The organism is Brucella thiophenivorans (assembly GCF_002252445.1).
In the GTDB taxonomy this organism is placed as follows: Bacteria; Pseudomonadota; Alphaproteobacteria; order Rhizobiales; family Rhizobiaceae; genus Brucella; species Brucella thiophenivorans.
This window is the reverse complement of sequence record NZ_NNRJ01000051.1, coordinates 88001-113218: the sequence shown is the minus strand read 5'-3', so window position 1 is coordinate 113218 and position 25218 is coordinate 88001. Positions and strand designations below refer to the sequence as shown.

Here is a 25218-nt window from a genome sequence, read left to right as displayed (position 1 = left end):
CGAAACGCAAGGCAACGTTGCCGATATATGCGTAGAAAAACAATCTAAGGGAACGTGGTGGCAATGAAGCCCGCAACACATCGTGTTGGCGGGATTTTTGTCGTTTGTGAGGTGAAATGGGTGAGCTGACTTGCAAGATCGGCATATTGATTTCGACAACTGGTGCTTACGCAGCCGTTGGACGTGCGATCTTGAACGGAACCCTGCTTGCTTGCGCTCAAATAAATGCTGACATTGAGTTGGGAACAACTCTGGAGCCGGTGCATTACAATCCAGGTGGTGATTTGGAAGAATATTCGGTCGCGACCAAAAAGATGATCGATTCCGGAATTCGTCATGTCGTCGGTTGCTATACATCATCCAGCCGAAAGGAAGTCATCCCGCTTTTTGAGAAGTATGACGCGCAGCTCTGGCATCCATCCCATTATGAAGGGTTCGAAAGTTCCCCAAACGTAATCTACACGGGTGCTTCGCCCAACCATCACATGTCTCCATTGATGGATTACCTTCTAACAAGATACGGTCGCAAAACATTTTGCGTTGGCTCCAACTATATTTGGGGTTGGGAAAGCATCCGCGTCCTGCGTGAATATGTCCACGTAAGAAAAGGTATTGTTCTGGCTGAGCGCTATCTCGGCGTAGGTGAGACTGATCTTCAAAAAATCATTGAAACCATCTTCGAAGAAGAGCCTGACTTTATATTCAATGCATTGATTGGTGACTCCTCCTACGCCTTTTTCGAACAGTTTCGACGCGCATGCGAGGCACGTGGCATCAATCAAACCGAACGGTTCCCAATCGCCAGTTGCAATCTTTCTGAACCCGATCTGACCGAGATAATACCCGAATGCAGAGATGGGCATATCAGCTCTTCAGTTTATTTCTCCACTCTGACCAATCCTGAGAATCGTTGCTTCGTAGCCGAGTACAATCAGGCGTTTCCGGAAGGTCCGCCACCCGCAGCAGAAGGCGAAGCTGCCTATATTGCTACTCTCATGCTCGGAAGAGCGATTTCTGCAGCTAAATCAATCGATCCTATACTGGTCAGAAACGCTGTTGCAGGAATGCAGTTACAGGCACCTCAAGGACTTGTAACAATAGACCCCGAAACCCATCATGCCTATCTCACACCCCGCATAGGACTATCGACGCGAGATGCCGAATTTCAGGTGCTTATCGAGGCACCAGAACCTGTCCGACCAGATCCCTATCTCGTATCAGCAGATAGCCTAGCCCTCACTTCAATAGGCCAGGCTAGTTTGAGGGTTGTACGATGAGCAACCGCTTCATACAGAATTTCAACAACCGCCGAGGGATCATCATCTCCCGTGATTTCAGAGCGATTAGTGCCTTGGATTCGACCTTACCAAAACTCGGTTTGAGTCCGTCATATGTACCTCTGAAAGAGGACCGTGCTGGTCTCTTAGAATCGGAACTAAATGTCGATCGTGATGTTCTGTTTGTAGATGGTGATCTGGACAGCCCGCTCTCGCTGCCTGTCAGTTCTGTCAGCGGCTTGGCTTGCGTACCGATCATTGGGTTAGTCGGTGTTGAAGCTCCCAGTCGTTTGAAGGGACTTGTGCAGTCAGGCGCCACTGCCTTTTTACGTAAGCCTGTTTACGGTTCCATTGTCTATTCCGCAATTGTTCTTGGCATTAATTCCTATCAGCAGAGGCAGCAGATGGAGACGACGATTGCTCTCCACGAAATGCGCCGATTGCAACGTCGGAGTCTGATTAAAGCAATTGTAGAGATTATGCGTTGTCACAATGTTTGTGACGACGAGGCCTACAACATTCTTCGCAAAGAAAGCATGAAAGCGCGAATGAATGTTGAAACATACGCAGAACACTTCATCAGCGAACTAATGAGGGTGAAGGACCGCGAAACAGAAACCACTCAAAGGTCAACGATCGCGAAATAACCTCCGAGGAGAATAAGAAATGTCTATGATTACAAAAACCGCAGTACTTGCGGTAACGGGAACGCTTGCGCTTTTTTCCAGTGCAGCACATGCTCAGGAGCCGATTAAAATCGGTGTTCTGGAAGACCAATCTGGCGAGTTCGTCGTCCCTGTAATCGGGAAGGTCCATGCGATCCAGCTTGCGACCGAAGAAATCAATGCAAAAGGTGGTATTGCAGGGCGTCCGATTGAGCTGGTCATTTACGACACGCAGTCAGACAATACGCGGTTCCAGGAATTCACACGCCGTGCGCTTCAACGCGATAAGGTCGATGTAATTTTCGCAGGCTTTTCATCGGCGTCCCGAGAGGCTTATCGACCAATCGTACGCCAGTTTGACGGCTTTGCCTTTTATAACAACCAGTATGAAGGTGGTGTATGCGACGCAAACATGGTCATTACGGGCGCAGTACCGGAACAGCAGTTTTCGACGCTCATTCCCTGGATGATGGAAACCTATGGGAAGAAGGTTTACACCATCGCTGCTGATTATAATTTCGGCCAGATTTCTGCTGAATGGGTCCGTGAAATTGTCAAGGAGAATGGCGGCGATATGGTGGGTGAGGAATTCATCCCGCTTGGCGTTTCGCAATTCTCACAGACCATTCAGAACATCCAGACTGCCAAGCCCGATGTTGTCGTGACTTTGCTGGTCGGAACTGCGCAAGCTTCCTATTATGAACAGGCCGCTTCAGCAAATCTGAAATTGCCTATGGCTTCATCGGTCAATGTGGGACAGGGCTATGAACACAAGCGTTTCACACCGCCAAGTCTTGCGAATATGCATGTGACGACAAACTACATCGAAGAAGTTGACACGCCAGCAAGTAAGGAATTCATTGAGCGCTTCCACGCCAAATTTCCGAATGAGCCCTACATCAACCAGGAAGCGGCCAATTCCTACATTGCAGTCAATCTCTACAAACAGATGGTTGAGCGCGCCGGCGGGTCAACCAAACGCGATGACCTACGCAAGATAATTGCCGAGGGCGACGTTTGCTTTGATGGTCCTTCCGGAAAAACCTGTCTTGATCCCAAGAGCCAGCATATTTCGCATACCATTTATCTTGCCAAAGTTGGTGATGATCACAGCGTTTCTTTCCCGAAAGTCTGGAATGATGTGAAGCCTTACTGGTTGGGTGAAGCCGGTTGCGACCTGACCAAAAGCAATCCGGGTGAACAGTACACACCATCCAATCCCCCTTCGAAGCAGTAAAGTCTCAACCGGCACACACTTTATGTGTGCCGGTTGACGAAAGACCTCCCGATTAAGGACTACTATGATGGAGTTATTGGGCTCTCTTTTTGCTGCCTTTTATCAGTTTGGCGACACGTTCGCCTTCCTCGTTCTCTCAGCATGCGGATTAGCCGTTATCTTTGGCATGATGGGCGTTATTAATCTCGCACATGGTGAGTTTATCATGTGCGGCGCCTATGTGACCGTTATGTCCACAAAAGCCGGCCTCCCCCTGCCATTGGCCATACTTACCGGCGCCTTGGTTGCAGGCCTCATCGGTATGCTACTCGAGCGACTTGTGATCCGTCATCTCTATGGCCGACCACTTGATACAATCGTTGCGACATGGGGTATCAGTCTTATTGCAACACAAGGAACGCTTATCCTGTTGGGTTCAACGATGCAGGGCATTGGCACTCCATTGGGCTCGTTCACTCTGGGAGCTCTGTCGTTTTCCTTTTACCGAGTGGTCTTGATGCTGGCAGCACTCGCCATTCTCGCAGCTCTCTATCTCGTGTTCAACAAAACTCGCTTTGGAATTCTAGCACGTGCGACGATTCAGGTCCCGGAAATGGCCAAATCGCTGGGCGTGAACACTAACTACATTTATGCACTGACTTTCGGTCTAGGTGCTGGTTTGGCCGGGCTAGCTGGCGGCCTTTATGCACCGACTATGACCTTGGTGCCTACAATGGGTTCAAGCTTCATCGTGGAGTCATTCGTAACCGTTGTTGTCGGAGGCGCTGATGTCTTTCTAGGCACCGCTCCCGCCGCCGCCATTCTAGCGGTCGTGAAAGCAACTCTTACTTCAGTGTACGGCCAGTTGTTCGGACAGATTGGCCTGCTCGTGGCCGTGATCCTTGTTATCCGTGTGCTGCCAAATGGCCTGTCAGGGCTTTTCATTAAAGGAAAAGGTTAATGGCATTTAAGCTCTTCGGGCACCTCGAAGGCCCGCAAACCAAGGGGAGAGGCCCCCTTTTCTGGAGTGGCTTTTTTGCCGTCGTCTTGCTCGCAATCATTTACCCTATGTTTTCTGATGGTTACACCATCGGAAACAATGTCTACTTCCTGATTTGGACATTCATGGCAATGGGGCTCAGTCTCATATGGGGCTATGGTGGTGCTTTATCGTTCGGGCAAACAGCTTTCTTCGGTGTTGCTGGCTATGCCTATGGAGTACTGACAATCAATATTGGAGATGCCTACGGACTTACAATTATAGCTTTGGTATTGGCAATTCTTCTGTCTGGTCTGTTTGCGGCAATCATCGGGTATTTTCTGTTTTTTGGACGCATAACTGGCGTCTTTCTGGGCATTGTCACTCTTTCGGTAACGCTTGTACTGGAGCGTTTTATGGCGCAGACCGCCGGCCCGGAATGGGCGATAGGCAAGGCACGTCTTAACGGTTTCAACGGAATGAGCGGTATGCCGCCCATTACGATACCTTGGTTCGGTGGTGATATTGCGCTCTATCCAGATATCGGACTTTACTATGTTGTTCTTGGCCTTGTAGTTCTGGTCTACCTGGCTTTGCGAGTTCTGCTCAACTCGCCATTTGGCAATGTTCTCGTTGCTATTCGCGAAAATCCGCAGCGTGCTGAGATGCTGGGCTACGATGTTCGCATCTATCAGTGGGCAGCGTTTATAATAGGTTCGATGTTAGCTGGCCTTTCAGGCGTTCTTTACACTGCTTGGGGTCAATATATCACACCATCCAGCATGAGCATTACAGCTGCTGCACTGCCGATCGTTTGGGTAGCTGTTGGCGGTCGTAGCGATATTACTGCCACGTTGATTGGAACACTTCTTGTTCTTGCAGGATTTCAGGCGCTGACAATTTATGGCGCTCAATATGCGTTGGTCGTAATGGGCGCTTTGCTTGTTTTCACGGTACTACTTGCACCACAAGGTATTGTTCTTGGTCTGGCAAATTTGGTCGGGCGTGTTCTGTCCTTCAAACGTAAGAGGTCAGCACAATGAATATTCTGGAAACACGTAACCTGCATAAAAGCTTCGGTGGATTGCACGTAACCAATGACGTCAACCTCCATCTTAAAAAGGGAGAAATTCACTGTTTGATCGGACCAAACGGTGCAGGAAAAAGCACCCTCTTCCGGCTCATTCTGGGCGAGTATCTGCCAAGCAAAGGTGACGTCATTTATAAAGGTGAAACGATTACGCGATTGAAATCGTTTGATAGAATTGACCGAGGCATTAGCGTAAAATTTCAGGTGCCTGGAATCTTCAAAGAGCTAAGTGTGCACCAAAATCTGGAAATTGCTGTTCAAAGAAAGCATCGCGGCGCAGATCTCAAACGGGAGATCAATCGTCTTCTAGATTTCTTGCAGCTAGAGGATTCTAACACAAAACTTGCAGGCAATCTCAGCCATGGCCAGAAACAATGGCTGGAAATTGGAATGGCGATCAGTCTTGAACCGGAATTGCTGCTTCTTGATGAGCCGACAGCAGGTATGACGCCTGATGAAACATTTGCCACAGGTGAAATGGTTCAAAAATTGAACGCCGAAGGCGTGACCGTGTTGGCTGTTGAACATGACATGGCATTCGTTCGACAAATTGCACAACAAGTTACCGTGCTGCATTTTGGTAAAATCTTTGCGCAAGGTTTGATCGAGGACATCGTTAAGGATGACCGGGTCGCCGCAATCTATCTGGGGCAAGCCGATGCATAAAGAAATACTACTTCAAACACGCGGGCTGTGGTCAGGATATGGTGGAAAGCCGGTCCTGCAAGGTGTCGATATCGATGTGCATAAAGGTGAAATTGTAGCCGTCATCGGTCGTAACGGCGTTGGTAAGTCCACACTCATGAAGTCGCTGATCGGGCTGTTACCAGCTGACAGAGGATCAATACATTTCAACAAGCATGACCTTACCCCTTTACCGCCTCACAAGCGCGCACGGCATGGCATCGGTTATGTTCCGCAAGGACGGGATGTTTTTCCTCGGATGACTGTTGAAGAAAATCTGGCAGTTGGAGAATCTATAACACCGGGTGCAAGTAAAGAACTTTACGACGAAATTTATGCCCGGTTCCCAATTCTTGCGGAGAGACGTCATCAACGCGCCGGAACCATGTCAGGTGGTCAGCAGCAACAATTGGCAATTGGTCGTGTCTTGATAGGACGCCCATCTCTTATCCTTCTCGACGAACCGTCCGAAGGAATTCAGCCAAATATCGTTATGGATATCGCAAAGTTATCCGTCGAACTAAACCAGAAAACCGGAGTGTCCATCGTTCTGGTTGAACAGAATATCGACATGATCCGGGCTATGGCCCAGCGCTGCTATGTCATGGACAAAGGACGTATCGTAGCAACCCTCACATCCGACATGCTGGAAGATCGGGATACGGTGCGCAGATATCTGGCTGTGTGACCATGGCAGGTGTCGGTCTTTGAGTTGCCATCCAATCTTCGATTACTCCGAGCCGCGAGTTGCTCGGGAACTTATTAGATCAAAATTTGATAGAGGAGACTTGTATGTCCTGGTTTGATGAAACGATCATGGCTCGTAAAGGCGTTGCAAAAGGTATCGCCGGAAAATCTCACCACATTAGTGAGGAAACGCAGGGGAAGTATCAATATGTTTATGGTGCTTTTGTTGAGCCTGTATTGCATGTAGAGCCGGGCGCGATCATTTCCGCAGAGACACACGACGCTTTTGAGGGGAAAATTCGTAAGGAGACTGACAAACCTTCGGAGATTTTGAATTTTCCATTTCTCAATCCCCAGAATGGACCAATCTATGTCGAGGGCGCGGAAAAAGGCGACACGCTGGCGGTATACATTAAGGAAATTCGTCCGCGCGGCGAACAGCCATCCGGCACTACTGTGATCATGCCAGAATTTGGCGGTCTTGTGCCGACAGCAGATACCGCGATGCTAAGCCCTACGTTGCCGGAGGTGGTCAAAAAATTGCATATTGACGCTGACAAGGGCATCAAATGGAACGATCGTATAACCCTGCCATATGAACCATTCATCGGTACAATCGGCACAGCACCGGAAATCGAAGCGATAAGCGCCCTTGTGCCTGACTATTATGGTGGCAACATGGATTTGCCTGATGTTGCACCGGGTGCGGTCATTTACCTACCTGTGCAAACCAAGGGGGCCTATCTGTTTCTTGGCGATTGTCATGCTGCGCAAGGTGATGGTGAACTTTGTGGTGTAGCTGTTGAACATCCAACAGTAACTACGGTTCAGGTCGATCTGATCAAAAACTGGGCTATTCGTACGCCTCGTCTAGAGAACGAAAAATTCTACATGACGATTGGTTCTTCTCGTCCTATGGAAGATGCAGCTCGACAAGCTTACCGGGAACTGATCCGCTGGATGGCCACGGATTTCGATTTTGATGAAATCGATGCCTATATGCTTTTGACACAGGCGGGACGCGTACGTCTTGGAAATATGGTAGACCCCAAATACACTCTTGGCGCTTCCATTTTAAAGACTATTTCTGGCATCGCGAAATAGTAGGGCTCTACGGTGGCGTGTTCGGGATGGTCCGCCGCCGCTACTTGCAAGCCCCTATTAAAGAGCTGAGAAGACTGAAGGCCTTCAACACGATATGACGTCAAAATTTGAGCCCCGCATTTTTCTGAAGTCTTTGTTTGATGCAGCGGTCGCTGCGGCGGACCCAGAATTGGTGATCCGCGCCAATCTACCTGTAAAGCCCAAGGGCCGTACGATTGTGATTGGTGCAGGCAAAGGCTCGGCGCAAATGGCAGCTGCTTTTGAGCGGGCATGGAATGCGCCACTCGAAGGTGTTGTGGTCACACGCTATGGCTATGGAACGCCCTGTGAGCGTATTGAAATCATCGAAGCCGCACATCCGGTTCCGGATGATGCCGGGCTTGCGGCTTCAAAGCGGCTTTTCGATGCCGTGTCTAATCTCACAGCGGACGATCTTGTCGTCGCGCTCATTTCCGGTGGCGGTTCGGCTTTGTTGCCATCGCCGCCCGAAGGGCTGACCTTGGAAGATGAGATCGCCGTCAACAAGACGCTGCTGGCATCTGGTGCGCCGATTTCGGCAATGAATGCCGTGCGAAAACATCTTTCTACCATCAAAGGCGGAAGGTTAGCTGCTTGCGCCCATCCGGCAAAAGTCTTCTCGCTGGTCGTCTCTGATATTCCCGGTGACAATCCAGCCTTTGTTGCGTCAGGCCCGACTGTGCCGGATAAAACCAGCCGCGACGAAGCGCTGAAAATCATCGAACGCTATAAGCTCGAAATGCCAGATGCTGTGCTCGCGCATATCAAAAGCGAGAAGGCTCATGCTCCCAAACCCGACGACAAAATCTTTGCCGACAATGAAGTGCGGGTGATTGCGTCAGCAGCCGTTTCGCTGGAGGCCGCAGTCAAGGAAGCGAAGCGCCATGGCGTTGAGGCGGTGGTCCTGTCCGATTCAATAGAAGGTGAGGCGCGCGAAGTTGCCCAAGTTCATGCGGCAATCGCGCGGGAGGTGGCTGATCGTGATCGTCCGTTCAAGAAGCCGGTGGTGATCCTGTCGGGCGGTGAAACGACCGTGACTATTCGGACAAAAGGCGGCAAAGGCGGACGCAACAGCGAGTTTCTGCTGTCCTTCGCGCTCGATATTGATGGTTACACCAATATTCACGCGCTTGCAGCGGATACCGATGGCATTGACGGTTCGGAAAATAATGCAGGTGCTTTTGCCGATGGCACAACAATTTCGCGGCTGCAAAAGGCCGGTGAAGATGGGGCTGCGCGGCTTAACGCCAATGACGCGTGGACGGCTTTCGATGCGATTGATGATCTATTCATACCGGGGCCAACCGGTACCAATGTGAACGATCTACGAGCAATTTTGGTTATGATGTGACACGCTCGTTTTGTCTGCTCGGTCACATTTGAAAATAGTTTGCGTATGCTCCTACCGCCTAACGGCTGGTGCCTCAACAGCGATATATGAAAGCCGACAATAGATGACTTCTGCCAATATTTTAATCTGCGATCTTCTCGGCTTACGATTTGATGAACTTAAAAAGCCAGACTTCAGTGAGATCAAGTCCTACATTGACTCCAAGGGTGGCGTTTTCCACGAGTGCGGAATCGATACCGCACCATTGCTTGAAGCGAGCAAACTCCATTTTTTCTACCAGCCGGATATTGGTTCTCCGGAGAATATTCTCAACGCTACAGCTGATGGACAATACGATGCAGTCATTGCTGCCGCCAGTTACATTCCCGAAGGGGCAAAGCTTCGATTGGGGGGAGTACGCATCGGTGCCGGCACAGGCAACATGGCATCCAGTTCATGGGGCGGTAGCAGCGGAAACGGTGGGGAAGCACCACTGATGAACACACCGGGGATCAACTCTCGTGCAACAGCCCAGATGGTCTTCAAGGCAATTCTTCGAGTTCGTCCCGATTTACCGGTAGCGAAGTTGCATCATCTAGTAGCGACAGGCAACTTCGATACCCGCAGGGAACTCAGAAATTACCCGACGGAAAAACTGGAGGGTAAAAAGCTGGGAATTGCTGGTTTCGGTCATATAGGGCATGAATTGGCGAGCCTTGGCAAAGCGTTTGCAATGCACGTCGTTGTTTTTGCACGCGAACATCATAAAGAGAGCATTGAAGCCGAGGGGTTTCAATATGCCGAAACTGTTGAGCTTGCTGCAAAAGACGCTGATGTTTTTTCGGTTCATATTGGACGCGGACCTTTTGATCAGCAAACAGGCCGTTTCGCGAATGATCAGCTGATTGGAAACAGCGTCCTTTCAAAGTTTAAGCACGGATCAGTCCTCATCAATTATGACAGAGGAGAACTCGTTGATGTTGAAGCTCTTCGGATGGCAATGGCTACGGGTAAAGTTGCACATGCGGCGATTGATGCAGATATTTTTAAAGATGTTGAAACTGGAGCGCTTAGCGGGCCAATGGTACCTTATCTCTCCCTTGTTCCAGATTTCAGTGATCGTTTGGAACTACTGCCGCATGCAGCCGCCGATACAGACCATTCATCGCGCGTGATAGGCGCCAAACAGGCCATTGATCAGATATTCAACTCAATAAAATTTAAAAAGGTTACCAATTTGATTGGTTCACTACCGCTTGGATACTCTGTTTGATACAAAAATATAAATAATCGTAGCTCTTCAAGATCTATGGACCCTATATTTCAATTATAAAGCATATAGTAAATAAAAATCACGACCTCAGCTAGAGCTTTAGCATGTCAAACACATGGCAATGATAGCGCTTTGCTCGTGCAACATATGGCAAAATTCACATTTTGCCATATGTTGCATCGTCATAACTGCGCGAAAAAATCTGATAACAATTACTTGCTTACAATGACACTCGATATAGATCTATTAAGAGCGGGAAAATCAGGAACATCCCGTGCCTCTCTGTCAACGATGAGATGTGAGATTTCGTCGATTGTACAAAACACGGAACGAGCCGGCGCACTGATTTTAGAATGATCCGCAAGGATTATAGTTTTTGCCGAATTACGAACCATAGCGCGTGCTATTTCGGCTCCATGGATGAAATGGTTCATTGCGCCTCGCTCGGGATCAATTCCCCACGGTGCCAACAATGCCACATCAGCACGATAGCGATATATGTCATTGATGGTTGATGCGCCCCAGGTTTCAAGCGGGTCTTGGCGAACATCGCCAGATAGCAAATGCACCTTATAACGATGGTAGGAATCGCTTTCTTTTCCCGAGAGCAAACGTGCAACGTCGATCGAATTGGTCAGGATATTGAGCCCCGAAAGGCCATGATGATTGGACAGCACTTCCGCCATCACCGTCGTTGTGGTGCCAGCATCAATGAACACCGTCATATCGTTTGAAAGCAGATTAAGGGCTTCCATTGCAATAGCTTGCTTTTCGAGCAGTCGTTGGTTCACGCGCACATGGAAGTCAGTGTCTTCCTTTGCAAGCGGTACAGCACCGCCCCGAACACGCTTCAGTTTTCCTGCCTGCTCAAGCTCCATAAGATCGCGACGGATTGTTTCGCGCGAGACGCCTATTTCCTCAGTAATCTGATCAATCGAGACACGACCGAAGGCCGTAAGATAGTCCCTAATTTTCTTATGACGCTCATCCTGCCACATGATTCAATCCGCTCGTTGTCCTCGGCACATCAAAAACACAAAAAAACACATACAACAACTATTGCCACATTTTTTATTTGTTGCTAGCTTTATTTAAGGGAAGTTGGGGAAATTAATATGTCAACGTCAGAACTGGATCACCTTGTCCGTTTCGCAGCCGCTTTAGCAGACAAGGCGCGCGAAACATTGGCCGATGAATCGACAAGCAATGAGAACACCGTTTCTGATATTGAGGTGAAACCTGACCGCAGCTTGGTCACGAAGTACGATCGCGCAATAGAACACCGTCTGCGTGCAGAAATTCGTAAACGTTATCCTCATCACGGTATTATTGGTGAGGAAGAAGGCAGCGTTGATGCGCAGGCATCGCATGTATGGGTTCTTGATCCAATCGACGGCACAGCACCCTTCATCGTTGGCATTCCCGTATGGGGAACACTCATCGCGCTTGCAATTGATGGCGTGCCGCAGGTCGGCGTGATCGACAATCCTGTGCTCGATACACGATGGATAGGTGCAGCGGGTCAAGCAACGCAACTCAATGGGCAATCAGTACGATGCCGTCCATGTGCCAGCCTCGCAACCGCTCTGATGACCAACTCTAACCAAGACTACATGTCAGCCGATCAGTTGCCTGCTCTCAATGCACTGCGCCGTCGAACCGCCAATCGTGTGTATGGTGGCGCGTGCCTCAATTATGGGAGACTTGCTGAAGGACGAACGGATCTCGCCATTGATGCAGGACAACAGATCTACGATTTTGCTCCCTATCGTCCAATTATCGAAGGCGCAGGTGGGAAAATAACTGACTGGAATGGTCAACCACTAACTTTATCCAGTAACGGCACCATTCTCGCGGCAGGTGACGAGCGTTGTCACACACAGGCACTGGAAGTGGTCGTTTCCAGCCTAGAAGAGACGAATTCGGCTGCCTAATACACCAACGATTCTGGCTGATAATTATAATTACAATAAAAATGGGAACTCAAATATGGGCATTAAAATTCAAACCCTTGATGTGACTTATGGAGAAGAAAACGTCATCTCCCAATTGTCATTGGATATTCCCGAGGGTTGCTTTTTTACTCTTTTGGGACCATCTGGCTGCGGCAAAACAACATTGTTACGCACGATCGCCGGGTTTGTTGCGGCGTCCAATGGCTCAATCCGTTTCGGTGACACAGACGTTACAAATCTGCCACCGCACAAACGCAACATCGGTATGGTTTTTCAGGATTACGCCCTTTTTCCTGATAAAACTGTTCAGCAGAATGTTGCTTATGGGCTGAGCGCCCGCGGCGAAAAAGGTGAGAGCGCCAAAGCTAAAATTGGTCAGGCGCTTGAACGTGTTGGCCTGAGCCATCTGGCGCAACGTCATCCGGCAGCATTGTCAGGTGGCCAGCGTCAACGTGTGGCCCTCGCCCGCGCACTCGTCATCAAGCCAGCCGTTCTTTTGATGGATGAACCGCTTTCAAACTTGGATGCCAAGCTTCGCATCCAAATCCGCGAGACAATCTGCGAGCTACAGCGCGAAGATAATATCACCACGGTATTTGTTACACATGACCAAGAAGAAGCATTGGCTATGTCAGACCGTATCGGCGTCATGAACCGTGGCGCACTTGAGCAAATCGGAACGCCCAAGCAAATCTATACGACACCACGTACCAGCTATGTTGCCGACTTTGTCGGCTCCGCCAACTGTATTTCGGTAGATGTTCAATCTGTGCAAAATGATTATGCTTCCGTCTCGGTTGGCACGCAGATAATCAATGCCGCTGATCATCGCAGCGACAAATCAGGCCCACGCGGCATCCTCATCCTTCGCCCAGAAAATCTACACATTTCCGCTACACGGTCAGGCGACCATCAGACAATCTCCGGCCTGGTACGCAGTCGTCAATACCTCGGCACCAAGACAAGTTATCGTCTCGATATTTCTAACAACCAGCAACTCGTTGCCGATCTGCATGGCCAGAACCATGATGCCTTTGGACTGGGTGATCAGGTCCATGTGACAGTCAATCCAGATCAGGCACTGGTGATTGCATCATGAAAAAATCACTACAAACACCCTGGTTCTGGTTGAGCCTACTGGCTCTGGCGCTGTTATGTGTCTTTATTCTGTACCCTCTACTAACCATTCTTAGCGCCAGTTTTGTAGGCGAAGGTCAAAATGGCTGGATGCGCCTGCTAGAAAATCCACGCTATATAGCCGCGATACAGAACACGATGATACTTGCCTCGGTCGTCACAATATTTTGTACCGTAATTGGTGTTCCGTTAGCATATGTGACAGCTCGCTATAGCTTTCCGGGCAAATGGCTCATCGCTCTTTTACCATTGATTACGCTGGTACTACCTGAAGTCATTGCGGCCCAAACCTGGCTCATGATGTTGGGTAACAACGGTTTAGTGACAAGATTTCTTAAGGGTTACGGTATCATCTTGCCAAGCTTCTACGGCTGGTTCGGCCTCATCGTATCCATGAGTTTCATTTATTATACCTACATTTACATCGGCGTTGTCGCAGCGATTGGTAAATTCGACGTGCAGCTCGAAGAGGCTGCTCAATCGTTGGGAACAAGCCCAGCCAAATCTCGCTTGCGCGTTATGCTGCCGGTCATTATGCCGACAGTTCTTGCCTCGGCCCTGCTTGTTTTCACAATGGTTGTCGGAAACTTTGCAATCTCCATGATCTTGAGCCATCGACTGCCATTACTGTCGGTCGTCACCTATCAAGCAGCAGTCGCAGAAGGCGCAAGTGACATCACCATGCAATCAACGCTTGCCAGCGTCTCGGTGTTAATCGTCATGCTCGTACTGTTTTGCAACCGGTTCGTGATATCGCGCGGGCGTTTTGAAATCGTACAGGGGCGAGGAGCAAAACCTGTGCCACTGCGAGGATTAAACGGGCTACTGGTCGCGATAAGTGCAGGATTTATCGTGATCGTATCACTATTGCCGCTTTGCGTGATCGTCGTGGGTGCATTCACAGCATCACGTGGGCCAGTGATGCAATGGGGGAATTGGACGTTTTCCAACATCGCCCGCGTTTTTGTCACAGCTCCTCAGCCACTCGTCAACTCTCTCACTTACGCAGCAACCGCTACGTTTATATCGATTATCTTCAGTGCCGTAGTGAGCTATCTGGTTGTTAAAAAGCCAAATCTGATCACACCGATTATCGATTACATATCAGCCATCCCACTTGCATTGTCCGGCACAGTTTTGGGTGTTGGCTTGCTGGCAACTTTCCATGGCGGTTGGTTACCATTATCTGGCACAGCGATGATCATCGTTCTGGCTTATGTTGTCCGCCGGATGCCGTTTGGTATGCGCAACTCACAGGCTATATTGCAGAACATTCCAAATTCGATTGAAGAAGCATCAATCAGCCTCGGCGTCCCACCAGTACGATCCTTCTTGAAGGTTGTCCTTCCTATGATGCTGCCAGCCATTGCATCCGCTGCAATCCTGACATGGACAACAACGGTGGCGGAATTATCAGCTTCCATTCTGGTCTATTCCGGTGGGCGGGAAACGCTACCAATTCAGGTTTTCCGGCTACTTGATTCCGGTCTCATGGCTTATGCATCCGCTTATGGTCTGGTGTTGGTGACTGTCATTCTTGTGCCAATCATCATTGCCACCAAACTGTTCCGGATCGATGTTTTTGCTTCCAAATAAACCTACGAAGCAGGCCAACTGCTCAATAACTTCATCAAATGCGAGGAAACTATGAAACTATCTTCTTATCTCTTAGCTGGTTCTATGTCGCTTGGTCTCACGCTGCCCGCGTTGGCCCGCGATCCTGTGCTGTACACGTCAAACCCGGTTCAAGCCTATGAAGCCGTGCAATCCGTTGTGAAAGACAAGACCGGGCAAAATCTAGGCGTGATCACGGGAGGCTCAGGCGTTTTGCTACGACGTGCAGAAGCTGAGGCATCAGCACCTCAAAGTGACATTTTCTGGTCTTCATCCGCCAACACCCTCGGCGCTTATGAAAAACTGTTTGAGCCTTATAAGGCATCGGCACTCGAAGCTATTCCACAAAACCTGCATTACAGTGGCGATCTGTTTATCCCCGCTAATGTTCACCTGGTGACAATGTTGGTAAACTCCGATCAGCTACAAGACAATGCAGCTCCGAAAACATGGGCTGATCTGGCCAAGCCAGAATGGAAGGGCAAGATTATCATGCCTGACCCTGCTAACAGCTCGACTGGCTACACCATCGCATGGGGGCTTTCAAAACTGCTCGATGAAGACACATTTAAAGCTGTCGCAGCCAATATCGTAACATCGGGTGCTGCTTCTAATGTGCCCAAAGGCACAGCAATGGGGGAATATACCATTGGCCTGACATTTGAAGCCACCGCCTATCCTTATATCGATGGTGGCCAGGAAGAATTATCCCTCGTTTATCCTTCAGAAGGCACATTCATGACGCCGGAATTTGCTGGTTTGTTCAAAAATGCCCCAAGCGGTGAGAATGCTAAGAAGGCAATCGACAGCTTGCTTTCCAAGGAAGCGCAAATTGAACTCTTGAAGGTTGCATTCCGTCGCCCAAGCCGCAATGATATCAAAGTGTCTGAATTCGTTGAACTCCCGGAGCTCACCGAGGTCAAAGTATTTGAACTTGATGAGGCCGACGCTGCCAAAAACCGCGACGCATTTCTAGCCGAATGGGCCAAGTTGCCTAAAGCTGGTGATCTACCGCAATAGAAAATCGTAATCCGCATCTTAATCAGAAAAATTGCCCTACCCACCGATCTCCATGCTAATATGTGAGTAAGTGGGAGGGCGGTGAAGATATCCCCTTCGGCTAGAAGCTTGAACTTTTTGGCGTTAGTTTTCACCAATTATATTCGAAACACTGTCGGCAGCATCTCGTATAGGATCTGGCGCCAAATGCGCATATCGTTGAGTTGTCTGAGATTGACTGCGCCCTAACAATTTCCCAACCGGGCATCAGAACCTTAAAAACACGACACAGTGTTCATAGCGTAGATAACGCGGGAACATATGGCAAAAAAGCCGATTTGCCATATGTTCCGATTGTGCAAATAAAACACTACACAATACATTATCAGTTTCCACGATATCCATGCTTAGCTAAGTCTATCACGCAATTTCAACATATCTTCGCAGACAGTTTCAAGATCATCGACATCAAAGCCATCAGCGTAGCGGAACCCGAGGCGTTTTAAGGCAGAATGTAGTGCTCCAGTGTATTGGGCGCGGCCACTTCGAACGGTCATGCCTTTTTCTTCCTCGAAAGAAGCATTCCAGGCGATGGCGTCGTGCTCACTCACACTTTCAGGCAGGTTTAAGCCGAGAGTTCTGTCGTGAAGCTTAACCGGATACCCACCTGGTAGACCATTCGGCCCCGGCACATGGCCAGCCCACGGTTTATTGGCAGCATAAGCAGCAATCAGAGTGACCCCACTCGCACCTGAAATCTCAATTGCCGGTTCGGTTGTCAGTTTTACACTTTCAAATTCTTTGAAAACATCCATGACTTCCTGACCGTCGATAAACACACGGCACGGACGTGTGCCTATGCGTTCTGAAGCTGGTTTGCGCCACGCAGCGAGGTTTTGATAATGAGCAATGACTTGAATGCGATTCTGATCGCTAATGCCTTTCGCTCCCGCAAAGACATTGGAAAGTATGGCAACATTGCCAGTACCGCTGAGAACTTTGAAGTTCATGGCGGTAATTATCGCGTTCACAACATCAGGAAAACCACAGTTGATCAATGCTGTTTCAGGTGAAAACGCACTTATAGATCGCGCCATACGACTTGAGATCAAGGCCTGAAATACTGCGGTTGCTGAAAGCCCACCTTCTGCGACCAGAGCTGTCCACTGGTTGCCTGTATCAGAGATAACACTGGAGGTCTGTATTGATGCGCCTTGCACGGCGATGGTCGGACGCATCTCTGAAATCAGCTTATCCGTTGCGCCTTCCTGCACCAGATCAATCTCATAAGTATCAAAGCTGATTGGCCGACTAAACATAGAGGCGCGTGCATTACATGCAGTTTTCAGCCAGCTCAGGCGCTCACGATTACGACCTGCAATCACCACATTCAAAGGCTCTTGAGACGTCGCAGCAAGATCAAGCGCAATGCGACCTGAGAATGCGCCAGTGCCTGAAATTAGAATGTCAATCTTCGGTCTCTCGTTTAACGAAGTCATGGCTAGTTCCTCCCCATTCATGGATTAAGCCGGTCCCAGGCGTCATTATTGGCTTTGGACAATTTGTGTTTCATGATGCGCTGGCTTGGAGTGCGTTCGAACGAATTGACGAAGGCGATATAACGAGGCATCTGATAATGTGCGAGGCGGCTTTTTAACCAGTCACTTAGTGCACCAGCACTGGGTGTTGTTCCAACTTTAGGCTGGACAAAAAGCTTGATGTCGTGCTCTCCAATATCAGCCGCAACGCCTATCATGGCGCAGTCTTCCACATCAGGATGATCCGCGACGACATGCTCAACTTCCCATGCAGAAACATTTTCGCCCTTACATCGCACGCTGTCGGTCATACGTCCGTGGAAGAAAAGATTGCCATCCTGATCCCATGAGCCAAGGTCACCCGTGAAAAAGCCATCTGGACGCAGAGCTTTCGCGGTTGCCTCAGGATTACGATAATAGCCCGGGAAAATGGCACCATTGATTGAAGTGGTGACGACGATCTCACCCTTGCCTTCTTTGATAGTCCCGCCATGCTCGTCAACAAGCTTAACGGTAAACCATGGAACCGTGCGCCCGACGGATCCAACGATGCCGCTGTCATTGAATGTAGTGAGGCTTGACGCTTCTGTCATACCGTAACACTCGCGGATCTGTACGCCAAAGCGCTCTTCAAACGAACGCCAGACTTCGATCGCACAACCGCCACCCCAAGCTATCCGCACATTGTGATCACGGTCTTTTTCCGATGGGGGCTGTTTGAGCAATATCTGAACGATGCCACCCAAATGATGGATATGAGTTGAGCCTGCCTGCCGCAACTCATCCCAGAACCGGCTCGCACTAAACCGATCAGAGATTGTGAGGGTAACGTTGCGTACCAGCGGCAAAAGCAAAACCTGAGCCCCGCCAATGTGGAAAAATGGTTCCCACATATAAAAATCATCACCGTCATGCGCGTCCGAGCAAACAGCGACGGCTTCCGCCGCCAATCGTAACATCCGGTGCGTTACCAAGACCCCTTTTGCAGGACCGGTTGTCCCTGATGTATACATGATTGCGGCTATGTCATTCGCTGTGGGAAGCGGCGCTTCAAATTCTACATCCGCGCTGAAATCCGGCAGTGCGGGTGTATCGACTGCGCTTATTGCAGGCAATTGCGCCGCCCCACAATCAGCGATTATCGGGCAATACTCGCTGTCAGCAATGATGAGTACAGGCTGGCTATGGCTTATGATATATTCAAGCCCCGCACCTTTAAGCGCCGTATTAACAGGTACCCACGATGCGCCGGAACGAGTGATGGCGTAGATAACAGCCAAAGCGACCGGGCTATTGCGCATCATAACGGCTACACGGTCTCCATGCTTGATACCGCTATCGCGAAGTTTTAGGGCGAAAATTGCCGACGCGTTTTCAAGTCTTGCAAAACTAATGTCGCCTGTCGGATGGCGTGCAAAAAGCTTTTCAGGTGTGTTTGCAGCCTTTTCAAAAAGAAGATCAATGTAAGTGTGGGATGTCAGCATGGTCTTTAAACCTGTAAACTTGGATTAGCCCGTCCCAGGCTGCTGACCCGATAATGCGGTCAGCAGCGCAGAAGGCATTTTGGGAGGATGTTCAAAGCGGGTTGAAGCTCAGCTCCGTTTAAGTCTGTCCGCCAGTAGCAGGATCACCGTGACGATGGTCAAAACCACCACCGATACCGCCGCCAATGTCGGATTAAGCTGCAAGATCATGTCGTCCCACATCTGCTTTGGTAGAGTTGATTTCAGTCCACCGCTCACAAAGATTGCAATCGTCAGTTCGTCGAATGAAGTGACGAAAGCGAACAGAAAGGCCGAAACTATGCCACCGCTGATGAGTGGAACAGTGACCAGCCGCAAGGTCTGAAAGCGGCCCGCGCCCAAAGACAACGCTGCCTGATCAAGCCGCCAATCGTAACTTTTTAGCACGGCTGCAATCGCCACGAAGGTGAAAGGGATAGACAGAACGGTATGGCCGATGACCAAGCCGGTATTTGTTGCGACCAACCCCATTTGAGCGAACAGATAAAACAGCCCCACAGCGATGACGATACGAGGCACAATCATCGGCGCAAGCATGAAGGCAAAGATCAGTCCACTCCAGCGTGAACGCGAACGGGCTACAGCCAGGGCTGCAAATCCGCCGATAAGGGTTGCCAGTATAGCAGTGACGAAAGCCACGCCGAACGACCTGATAGTTGCTGAGGTCCAGATCGGAGAGTTGAAATAGGTCTCGAACCAGCGAAGGCTGTAGCCGGGTGGCGGGAACTCAAGAAAGTTGGAGCTGGTAAAAGCAATTGGAATAACCAGCAGTGTTGGCGCTATCAGGAAGACAACCACAGCCGTCACATATACCGGAAGAATACGCAGACGCGTCGGCAGGTGATCGCTGAAAATTGACGTCAAACTCGCAAGCTTCTCGAGGAAAACAAGACCCCAGCGCCGTAGGATGCTGTCAGAGGATGCATCACGACTGCCTGCACCCGATGAAAGGGAAGACAGACCGAACAAGTGATTGTAAATCCAGCAGGCCAGCATAGCTGTAACCAGAAGCATAGTGGCGAGAACCCCAGCGAAGGCCCAATTTACCAGCTCCTGAACCTGCACAATAATTAGCTGGGCGAGCATGGTTTGCTGTCGTCCGCCTAGGAAGGCCGGGACAATAAAGAAGCCAAGTGAGGTGATGAATGTAAGCAACCCACCCGCAGCCATCCCTGGAATGGATAAGGGAAAATAGACCATCCAGAAACGATGTGAGTTACCAGCGCCAAGAGTACCCGCTGCCTGCCCTAGCCTGCGATCGATGCCAGCCATGACAGGCATCATTGTGAGCACGGCCAATGGCATCATCGCGTGCACCATGCCGACAATGACGCCGAACTCATTATACATCAGCGGTAGCGGGCTGTTGATCAGCCCCGCGCCGCCCAACAGACGGTTCAGAATACCGTCATTACCAAGCAGCAACATCCAGGAGAATGTTTTGACCAGATAGCTAGTCCAGAAGGGAACAAGCACCAGCAAAAGCATCTGGTTGCGGCGGCTTTCCTTTAGACCAGAAAGCCAATAGGCTAAAGGATAACCCAACAACGAAGAGAACAACGCAGTCAGCGCAGCAATACGAAATGTAATTCTGAGAATGCGCCAGTAAACTTCCGTGTCGATAAGGCGTGCGTAATGAACGGTGGTGAGGCTTCCACCCGTATCCTGCACACTTAACGCAAGAAGCCGGAACACGGGCACCAGAAAAAAGATGCATAGAAAGGCTATTGCCGGAAGCGCCAACCATAAAGGCCCAAATTTGAACGGGCCAGATTTCATGAAGGCAGGCAGGCGGGACGCGCTTGTTGATGTATTCATGCCACCAATACCGCCTGCTGATCAGACCAATGGTAGGTGATTGAATCACCGGCGGACGGCATGGCGCTTGCGCCATCATGCAGAACGATAACGGTTTCACCGTCCTGCAAAGTTACAAGAAGTCGCGTATCAGAGCCCACGTAAATTACCTCTGAAACAGTACCTTTGATGTTACTCAGACCAGCGCCATCGCTATGTCCTTGCTTCATTTGCTCTGGACGCAGAACAATATGTGCGTCGCTGCCAACGGTAAGTTTTTGCTTGTTGAGAACGCGAAACTGTCCATGTTGAGTTTCCACAATCGCCTGATCAGCGGACAGCCCGATAATCTTGCCGGCAAGAATATTGGACATGCCAATGAACTTGGCAGCAAATACTGTTGCAGGTTCGCTGTAAATCTGGCGCGGTGTGCCGAGTTGTTCTATTTTGGCATGATTCATCAGACAGATACGATCCGAAAGAACTAGCGCTTCCTCCTGATCATGCGTAACGTAGATAACTGTTGTGCCAAACTCACGATGCAGGCGCTTGATTTCAAACTGCATATGCTCGCGCAGGTTTTTATCCAAAGCGCCAAGCGGTTCATCCATCAAGATAATTTGCGGGCGATAGACAAAGCAGCGGGCAAGAGCAACACGTTGCTGCTGTCCACCTGAAAGCTCGCGCGGAAAGCGCGAAGCAAATTTTTCCAACTGCACTTTCGCCAGTGTTTCCGCAACACGGGCATTTACTTCTTTAGCAGCAGTCCCGCGCATCTTCAGCGGAAAAGCAATATTTTCGCTGACCGTCATATGTGGGAACAGCGCGTAGTGCTGAAACACCAGTCCCATGTCGCGTTTGTTGACTGCGGTATGGGTATAGTTTTTACCGTCGACCCACAATTCGCCATGGGTCGGTTCCACCAACCCCGAAATCATCTGCAAAAGCGTTGTCTTTCCCGATCCCGATGGGCCAAGAAGCGTAACAAACTCTCCGGTATTGACCGTCAGGTTGCTGGGTTCAAGGGCGGTAACACTGCCATATTCCTTACCCAGTCCCTTTATCAGCATCTTCGGGTTTTCATGTGGTGTCGGTGCATTCATTTGGGAACCCTGATGCGCTGAAAGCAGCGCAATTTAATTTAAGGTTTTCGGCGAAGAGAACAGACAAGCGCCCTGCTGCCTGCTTTCAGCGGTATCGTGAAAGCAGTTCATTGTGCTTGTCTGAAAACTTGATGTAGTCAGTGTTAAAACAGCAGCCAGCTATTGAACCGCTCTGTCATTTCCGCACGGTTCTCGCTCCACCAATCTTCATCAGCCAGACGCATCTTGCTAATGTTTTGCGGTGCAGTCGGCAGGATTTTTGCCCGCTCAGCAGGAATGAAGTCGTAAGCTTTTTTATTGGTCGGGCCATACGCCAGCTCTTCGGTGAACAAGGCTTGTTGTTCTGGACGTGCACAAAACCGAATGAACTGGCGCGCCTCTTCGGCACGCGGATTGCCCTTTGGAATGGCCCAGCCTTCAATTGAATACAGCCCCTGATCCCAGTGGATTTCGGCCGGGACATTTCCATCAATGGCAGACTGCAGACGTGCATTCCAGCCACTGATCATTGACACTTCACCGCTCTGCAGCAACTGCGTCGATTGTGCGCCACCTGTCCACCAGACCGAGATGTGATCCTTGATCTTGTCTAAGCTCGCAAATGCACGATCCACGTCCAGAGGATAAAGCTGGTCAAGCGGAACACCATCCGCGAGCAAGGCCTGCTCCAGAGTGTCAATTGGGTTCTTACGCAAGGATCGGCGTCCCGGGAACTTTTCGACATTCCAATAGTCGGTCCAACTTTGCGGAATATTGTCTTTCAAAAGATCTGTGCGGGTAGCGAAGATATGGCAGTAGATCGTGATGCCAAGAAAATCGTCAAACACCGCTTCCGGCATGATGTCCGGCACCTGATCCTTCGTGATACCAGTCGGTTCAAGCAGGCCGGATTCCGAAAGAATCTTACGAGCCGAAAGCGTCAGCGTGCTGAGGTCCCAGATGTAGCTTTGCGTCTCAACGATCGACTTGAACTGTGCTGTTGGCTCGGCTTCGCGTGCGACATTGACGATTTTGATGCCAGTTTCTTTTTCAAAAGGATCGTAAAAAGCTTTGCGGAAAGCAGTGTTGAACGGTCCGCCCGGATCGGCCAGCGTCAGCGTCGTCTGCGCTAAGGCGGGACGGAGAATAGCTGGCGTCGCAAGGACAGCAGTTGCACCTGCAAGCAATGTGCGACGGGTAAGATGGAAAGGTGATTTCATATTTATGGCGCTCCCTTTATTTTTGCTTCAAAGCGGCTTTCACGTCTTGAAAAAGTTCCCTTGCTCAGATTCAGTGCCTGAGCAGTTTTTTGGTCGATGTACCGACCTTATAAATGCAGGACATAACATTCGGCATATCCTGCAATGTTTTGATGCCATATCGATCAGGAGGCTTTACGTGCCTGACGCGCAGCAAAGAATGCTTCCATCATGCGGGCAGGTTCTCCGGTCGCATAGGCTTCGCGTTGAATACGCACACCTGCAGACAAAGCATCCTGGAGCCCCGTTTCAGTCATTTCATAAAAGCGCTGGCGATTGAGGCGCATCGCAACAGGAGGTTTCGATGCCAACTCTTCGCCTAAAGCCTGCGCTGCCGCTTGCACCTGATCCTGCGCAACAATCGTGTTGATGAGGCCAATGCGGTGCGCTTCGTCTGAATCAAGCAGCCGTCCCGTGAGCACCAGATCGACAGTACGCGCAAAACCTATCATTTCACGCATGATCCATGAACCCGTCGTCGTTGGAATTCCTGAATTGATTTCGGGCTGACCAATACGCACACCGGAATGCGCAATACGAATATCGCAAAGAAGAGCAACCTGAAAAGCAGACCCCGCTGCCACACCGTTAAGCGCTGCAATAATCGGCTTGGAGAGCGTTCTGATACGCGTATAGAGCTTTTCCCACTCCCCAATCCATATCTCTGCACGATCAGCATTGAATGTCTTTGTTTCATTCAAATCCTGACCGGCACCAAAAGCGCGTTCGCCTGCGCCGGTCAAAATAACAGCCTTCACGGCTACATTCTCTTCCGCTGCCTGAAACGCCTCAATCAACTGATCCCGCATCGCAGTGTTCCACGCATTCATCACTTCGGGTCGGTTCAAAGTGATCGTCAGAACCGAATTTTTCAGTGAGGTGAGAATGAACTCAGACATTCAAGTGCTCCTGTGTACTATTGTAATGCAATAATTGTTATTGTATTTTGAATTTTATAATTGCATTTTGTCAAGACTGATTTGGTAATTTAGGAAAAAGAGAGTACGGAACGCAGTGACAGAGCAGCGTTTCAAGGCCAGTTTGTTCATGTATAAACAGGCGCACTAAAGTGATTGGTCCGCGGCTGCGGACAGGGGCAATGGAGCGGATCAGCCGCTCGTATTTCAGGGCGTAGCAATGAAAGAACCAGTGAATTCGACAAAAGAGAAGCAAGAGAAGATGCTGCACGGCTCTACAGATACCCTGAGTGAAAGCTTTACCCGCGGTGACAGTCTTATGGTGCGCTCAGTCGAGAAGGCTTTCCGGGTACTTGCTGCTTTCAACTCCGATCAATCGACGCTCAGCCTCTCTCAAATCGTGAGTTTGACAGATCTTGATATGAGTGCGGCGCAACGGTTCACACATACATTGATGAAGCTTGGCTTCCTCACAAAAGACCCAATAACCCGTCAATTCGAGCTGACTGCAAAGACACTGGATCTTGGCTTCCACTATATTCGAGCGAACAAGTTGATTGATCGTGCGATGCCGTATTTGCAACATCTGAGCAAGGAAACAGAGGAAACAATCAATCTCACTGTGCCAGATGGAACAGAGATCGTATTTGTTTCGCGTTTCCTCAGCCGTCACGTACTGAATACAGACGTTATTATAGGAACACGCCTGCCCGCCTACTGCACTGCGCCGGGACTGGCTATTCTTTCCCGCTTACCCGAAGATGAAGCTCAAGAGATTTTGGATCAAACCAATTTTCGCAACTTCAATACAAATACCATCTGCGATCCTCAGCTGATCATGGCCGACATTCGTCGCTTTCGCGAAGATGGTTACGCTACAGCTTTCGAACAGGTTTATCACGGCGACGGATCTATTGCGTCTGCAATAACCGGACCAAATGGCCGTCCAATAGCCGCAATTAATATCGCTGCCTCATTGGCCCGATATACACGCGAGGAAATTATCTCCCGCTTCAGTCCCTATGTGATTGCAGCCGCACGCACAATTTCCAAGGCATGAAGCTTGCCGATCAA

Annotated in this window: 22 protein-coding genes; 15 read left to right on the top strand and 7 right to left on the bottom strand. The window is 49.8% G+C overall.

From position 1 onward, the window contains the following. Positions 1-116: 116 nt before the first annotated feature. The 10 genes from CEV31_RS14580 to CEV31_RS14535 all read left to right on the top strand — a co-directional run bounded on the left by CEV31_RS14580 (position 117) and on the right by CEV31_RS14535 (position 10323). A complete protein-coding gene (locus CEV31_RS14580) occupies positions 117-1277 on the top strand; it encodes a transporter substrate-binding domain-containing protein (protein WP_094507796.1) in 1161 nt (386 codons plus the stop codon). Continuing rightward, complete coding sequence (locus tag CEV31_RS14575) at positions 1274-1924, top strand: ANTAR domain-containing response regulator (protein WP_094507795.1); 651 nt, start codon at positions 1274-1276, stop codon at positions 1922-1924. The genes CEV31_RS14580 and CEV31_RS14575 overlap by 4 nt, the downstream gene beginning before the upstream one ends. Positions 1925-1943: 19 nt before the next feature. After that, on the top strand, positions 1944-3179 hold the full coding sequence (locus tag CEV31_RS14570; protein WP_094507794.1) for an urea ABC transporter substrate-binding protein: 1236 nt from the start codon (positions 1944-1946) through the stop codon (positions 3177-3179). Positions 3180-3246: 67 nt separating this feature from the next. Next, the gene (locus CEV31_RS14565; RefSeq protein ID WP_094507792.1) at positions 3247-4119 is read left to right on the top strand and encodes an ABC transporter permease subunit; all 873 of its coding nucleotides are present in this window, start codon (positions 3247-3249) and stop codon (positions 4117-4119) included. Next, positions 4119-5180, top strand: a complete 1062-nt coding sequence (locus CEV31_RS14560) for an ABC transporter permease subunit (protein ID WP_094507790.1) — start codon at positions 4119-4121, stop codon at positions 5178-5180. Before CEV31_RS14565 ends, CEV31_RS14560 begins: the two co-directional genes overlap by 1 nt. Then, positions 5177-5893 (top strand): ABC transporter ATP-binding protein, encoded by a 717-nt coding sequence (locus CEV31_RS14555; protein ID WP_094507788.1) that lies wholly within the window; start codon positions 5177-5179, stop codon positions 5891-5893. Before CEV31_RS14560 ends, CEV31_RS14555 begins: the two co-directional genes overlap by 4 nt. Next, on the top strand, positions 5886-6599 hold the full coding sequence (gene urtE, locus CEV31_RS14550; RefSeq protein ID WP_094507787.1) for an urea ABC transporter ATP-binding subunit UrtE: 714 nt from the start codon (positions 5886-5888) through the stop codon (positions 6597-6599). Before CEV31_RS14555 ends, urtE begins: the two co-directional genes overlap by 8 nt. A 104-nt stretch (positions 6600-6703) precedes the next feature. Next, on the top strand, positions 6704-7702 hold the full coding sequence (locus CEV31_RS14545) for an acetamidase/formamidase family protein (protein WP_094507785.1): 999 nt from the start codon (positions 6704-6706) through the stop codon (positions 7700-7702). Positions 7703-7796: 94 nt separating this feature from the next. After that, positions 7797-9071, top strand: coding sequence for a glycerate kinase type-2 family protein (locus CEV31_RS14540; RefSeq protein ID WP_094507783.1), 1275 nt, complete (start codon positions 7797-7799; stop codon positions 9069-9071). 103 nt (positions 9072-9174) lie between these two features. Beyond that, on the top strand, positions 9175-10323 hold the full coding sequence (locus tag CEV31_RS14535; RefSeq protein WP_094507782.1) for an NAD(P)-dependent oxidoreductase: 1149 nt from the start codon (positions 9175-9177) through the stop codon (positions 10321-10323). A gap of 212 nt (positions 10324-10535) precedes the next feature. On the opposite strand, the gene CEV31_RS14530 is transcribed toward CEV31_RS14535, so the two are convergent. After that, positions 10536-11321, bottom strand: a complete 786-nt coding sequence (locus CEV31_RS14530; RefSeq protein WP_094507780.1) for a DeoR/GlpR family DNA-binding transcription regulator — start codon at positions 11319-11321, stop codon at positions 10536-10538. A gap of 117 nt (positions 11322-11438) precedes the next feature. Between CEV31_RS14530 and CEV31_RS14525 the strand changes: the two genes are divergently transcribed. From CEV31_RS14525 to CEV31_RS14510, 4 genes are read left to right on the top strand one after another with little or no spacing between them, the layout of a single operon-like run. Beyond that, complete coding sequence (locus CEV31_RS14525; protein ID WP_094507778.1) at positions 11439-12257, top strand: inositol monophosphatase family protein; 819 nt, start codon at positions 11439-11441, stop codon at positions 12255-12257. Positions 12258-12312: 55 nt separating this feature from the next. Continuing rightward, on the top strand, positions 12313-13377 hold the full coding sequence (locus CEV31_RS14520; RefSeq protein WP_094507776.1) for an ABC transporter ATP-binding protein: 1065 nt from the start codon (positions 12313-12315) through the stop codon (positions 13375-13377). Then, complete coding sequence (locus CEV31_RS14515) at positions 13374-15011, top strand: ABC transporter permease (RefSeq protein WP_094507774.1); 1638 nt, start codon at positions 13374-13376, stop codon at positions 15009-15011. Before CEV31_RS14520 ends, CEV31_RS14515 begins: the two co-directional genes overlap by 4 nt. Before the next feature lie 51 nt (positions 15012-15062). Further along, positions 15063-16049, top strand: coding sequence for an extracellular solute-binding protein (locus CEV31_RS14510; protein ID WP_094507773.1), 987 nt, complete (start codon positions 15063-15065; stop codon positions 16047-16049). Positions 16050-16435: 386 nt separating this feature from the next. Here the strand turns inward: CEV31_RS14510 and CEV31_RS14505 are convergent, their stop codons facing one another. The 6 genes from CEV31_RS14505 to CEV31_RS14480 form a co-directional block, all read right to left on the bottom strand. Beyond that, the gene (locus CEV31_RS14505) at positions 16436-17527 is read right to left on the bottom strand and encodes a hypothetical protein (protein ID WP_094508537.1); all 1092 of its coding nucleotides are present in this window, start codon (positions 17525-17527) and stop codon (positions 16436-16438) included. Between the two features lie 17 nt (positions 17528-17544). After that, complete coding sequence (locus CEV31_RS14500; protein WP_094507771.1) at positions 17545-19050, bottom strand: AMP-binding protein; 1506 nt, start codon at positions 19048-19050, stop codon at positions 17545-17547. Between the two features lie 108 nt (positions 19051-19158). Continuing rightward, on the bottom strand, positions 19159-20907 hold the full coding sequence (locus tag CEV31_RS14495; protein WP_094507769.1) for an ABC transporter permease subunit: 1749 nt from the start codon (positions 20905-20907) through the stop codon (positions 19159-19161). Further along, positions 20904-21989, bottom strand: coding sequence for an ABC transporter ATP-binding protein (locus CEV31_RS14490; protein ID WP_094507767.1), 1086 nt, complete (start codon positions 21987-21989; stop codon positions 20904-20906). The genes CEV31_RS14495 and CEV31_RS14490 overlap by 4 nt, the downstream gene beginning before the upstream one ends. 143 nt (positions 21990-22132) lie before the next feature. Then, positions 22133-23188 carry an ABC transporter substrate-binding protein gene (locus CEV31_RS14485; protein ID WP_094507765.1) on the bottom strand — a complete coding sequence of 352 codons (1056 nt, stop codon included), beginning with the start codon at positions 23186-23188 and terminating at the stop codon, positions 22133-22135. Between the two features lie 164 nt (positions 23189-23352). After that, a complete protein-coding gene (locus CEV31_RS14480) occupies positions 23353-24126 on the bottom strand; it encodes an enoyl-CoA hydratase/isomerase family protein (RefSeq protein ID WP_094507764.1) in 774 nt (257 codons plus the stop codon). Between the two features lie 238 nt (positions 24127-24364). On the opposite strand from CEV31_RS14480, the gene CEV31_RS14475 reads away from it, so the two are divergent. Continuing rightward, the gene (locus CEV31_RS14475; protein WP_235818115.1) at positions 24365-25204 is read left to right on the top strand and encodes an IclR family transcriptional regulator; all 840 of its coding nucleotides are present in this window, start codon (positions 24365-24367) and stop codon (positions 25202-25204) included. The last annotated feature ends 14 nt before the right edge of the window (positions 25205-25218 follow it).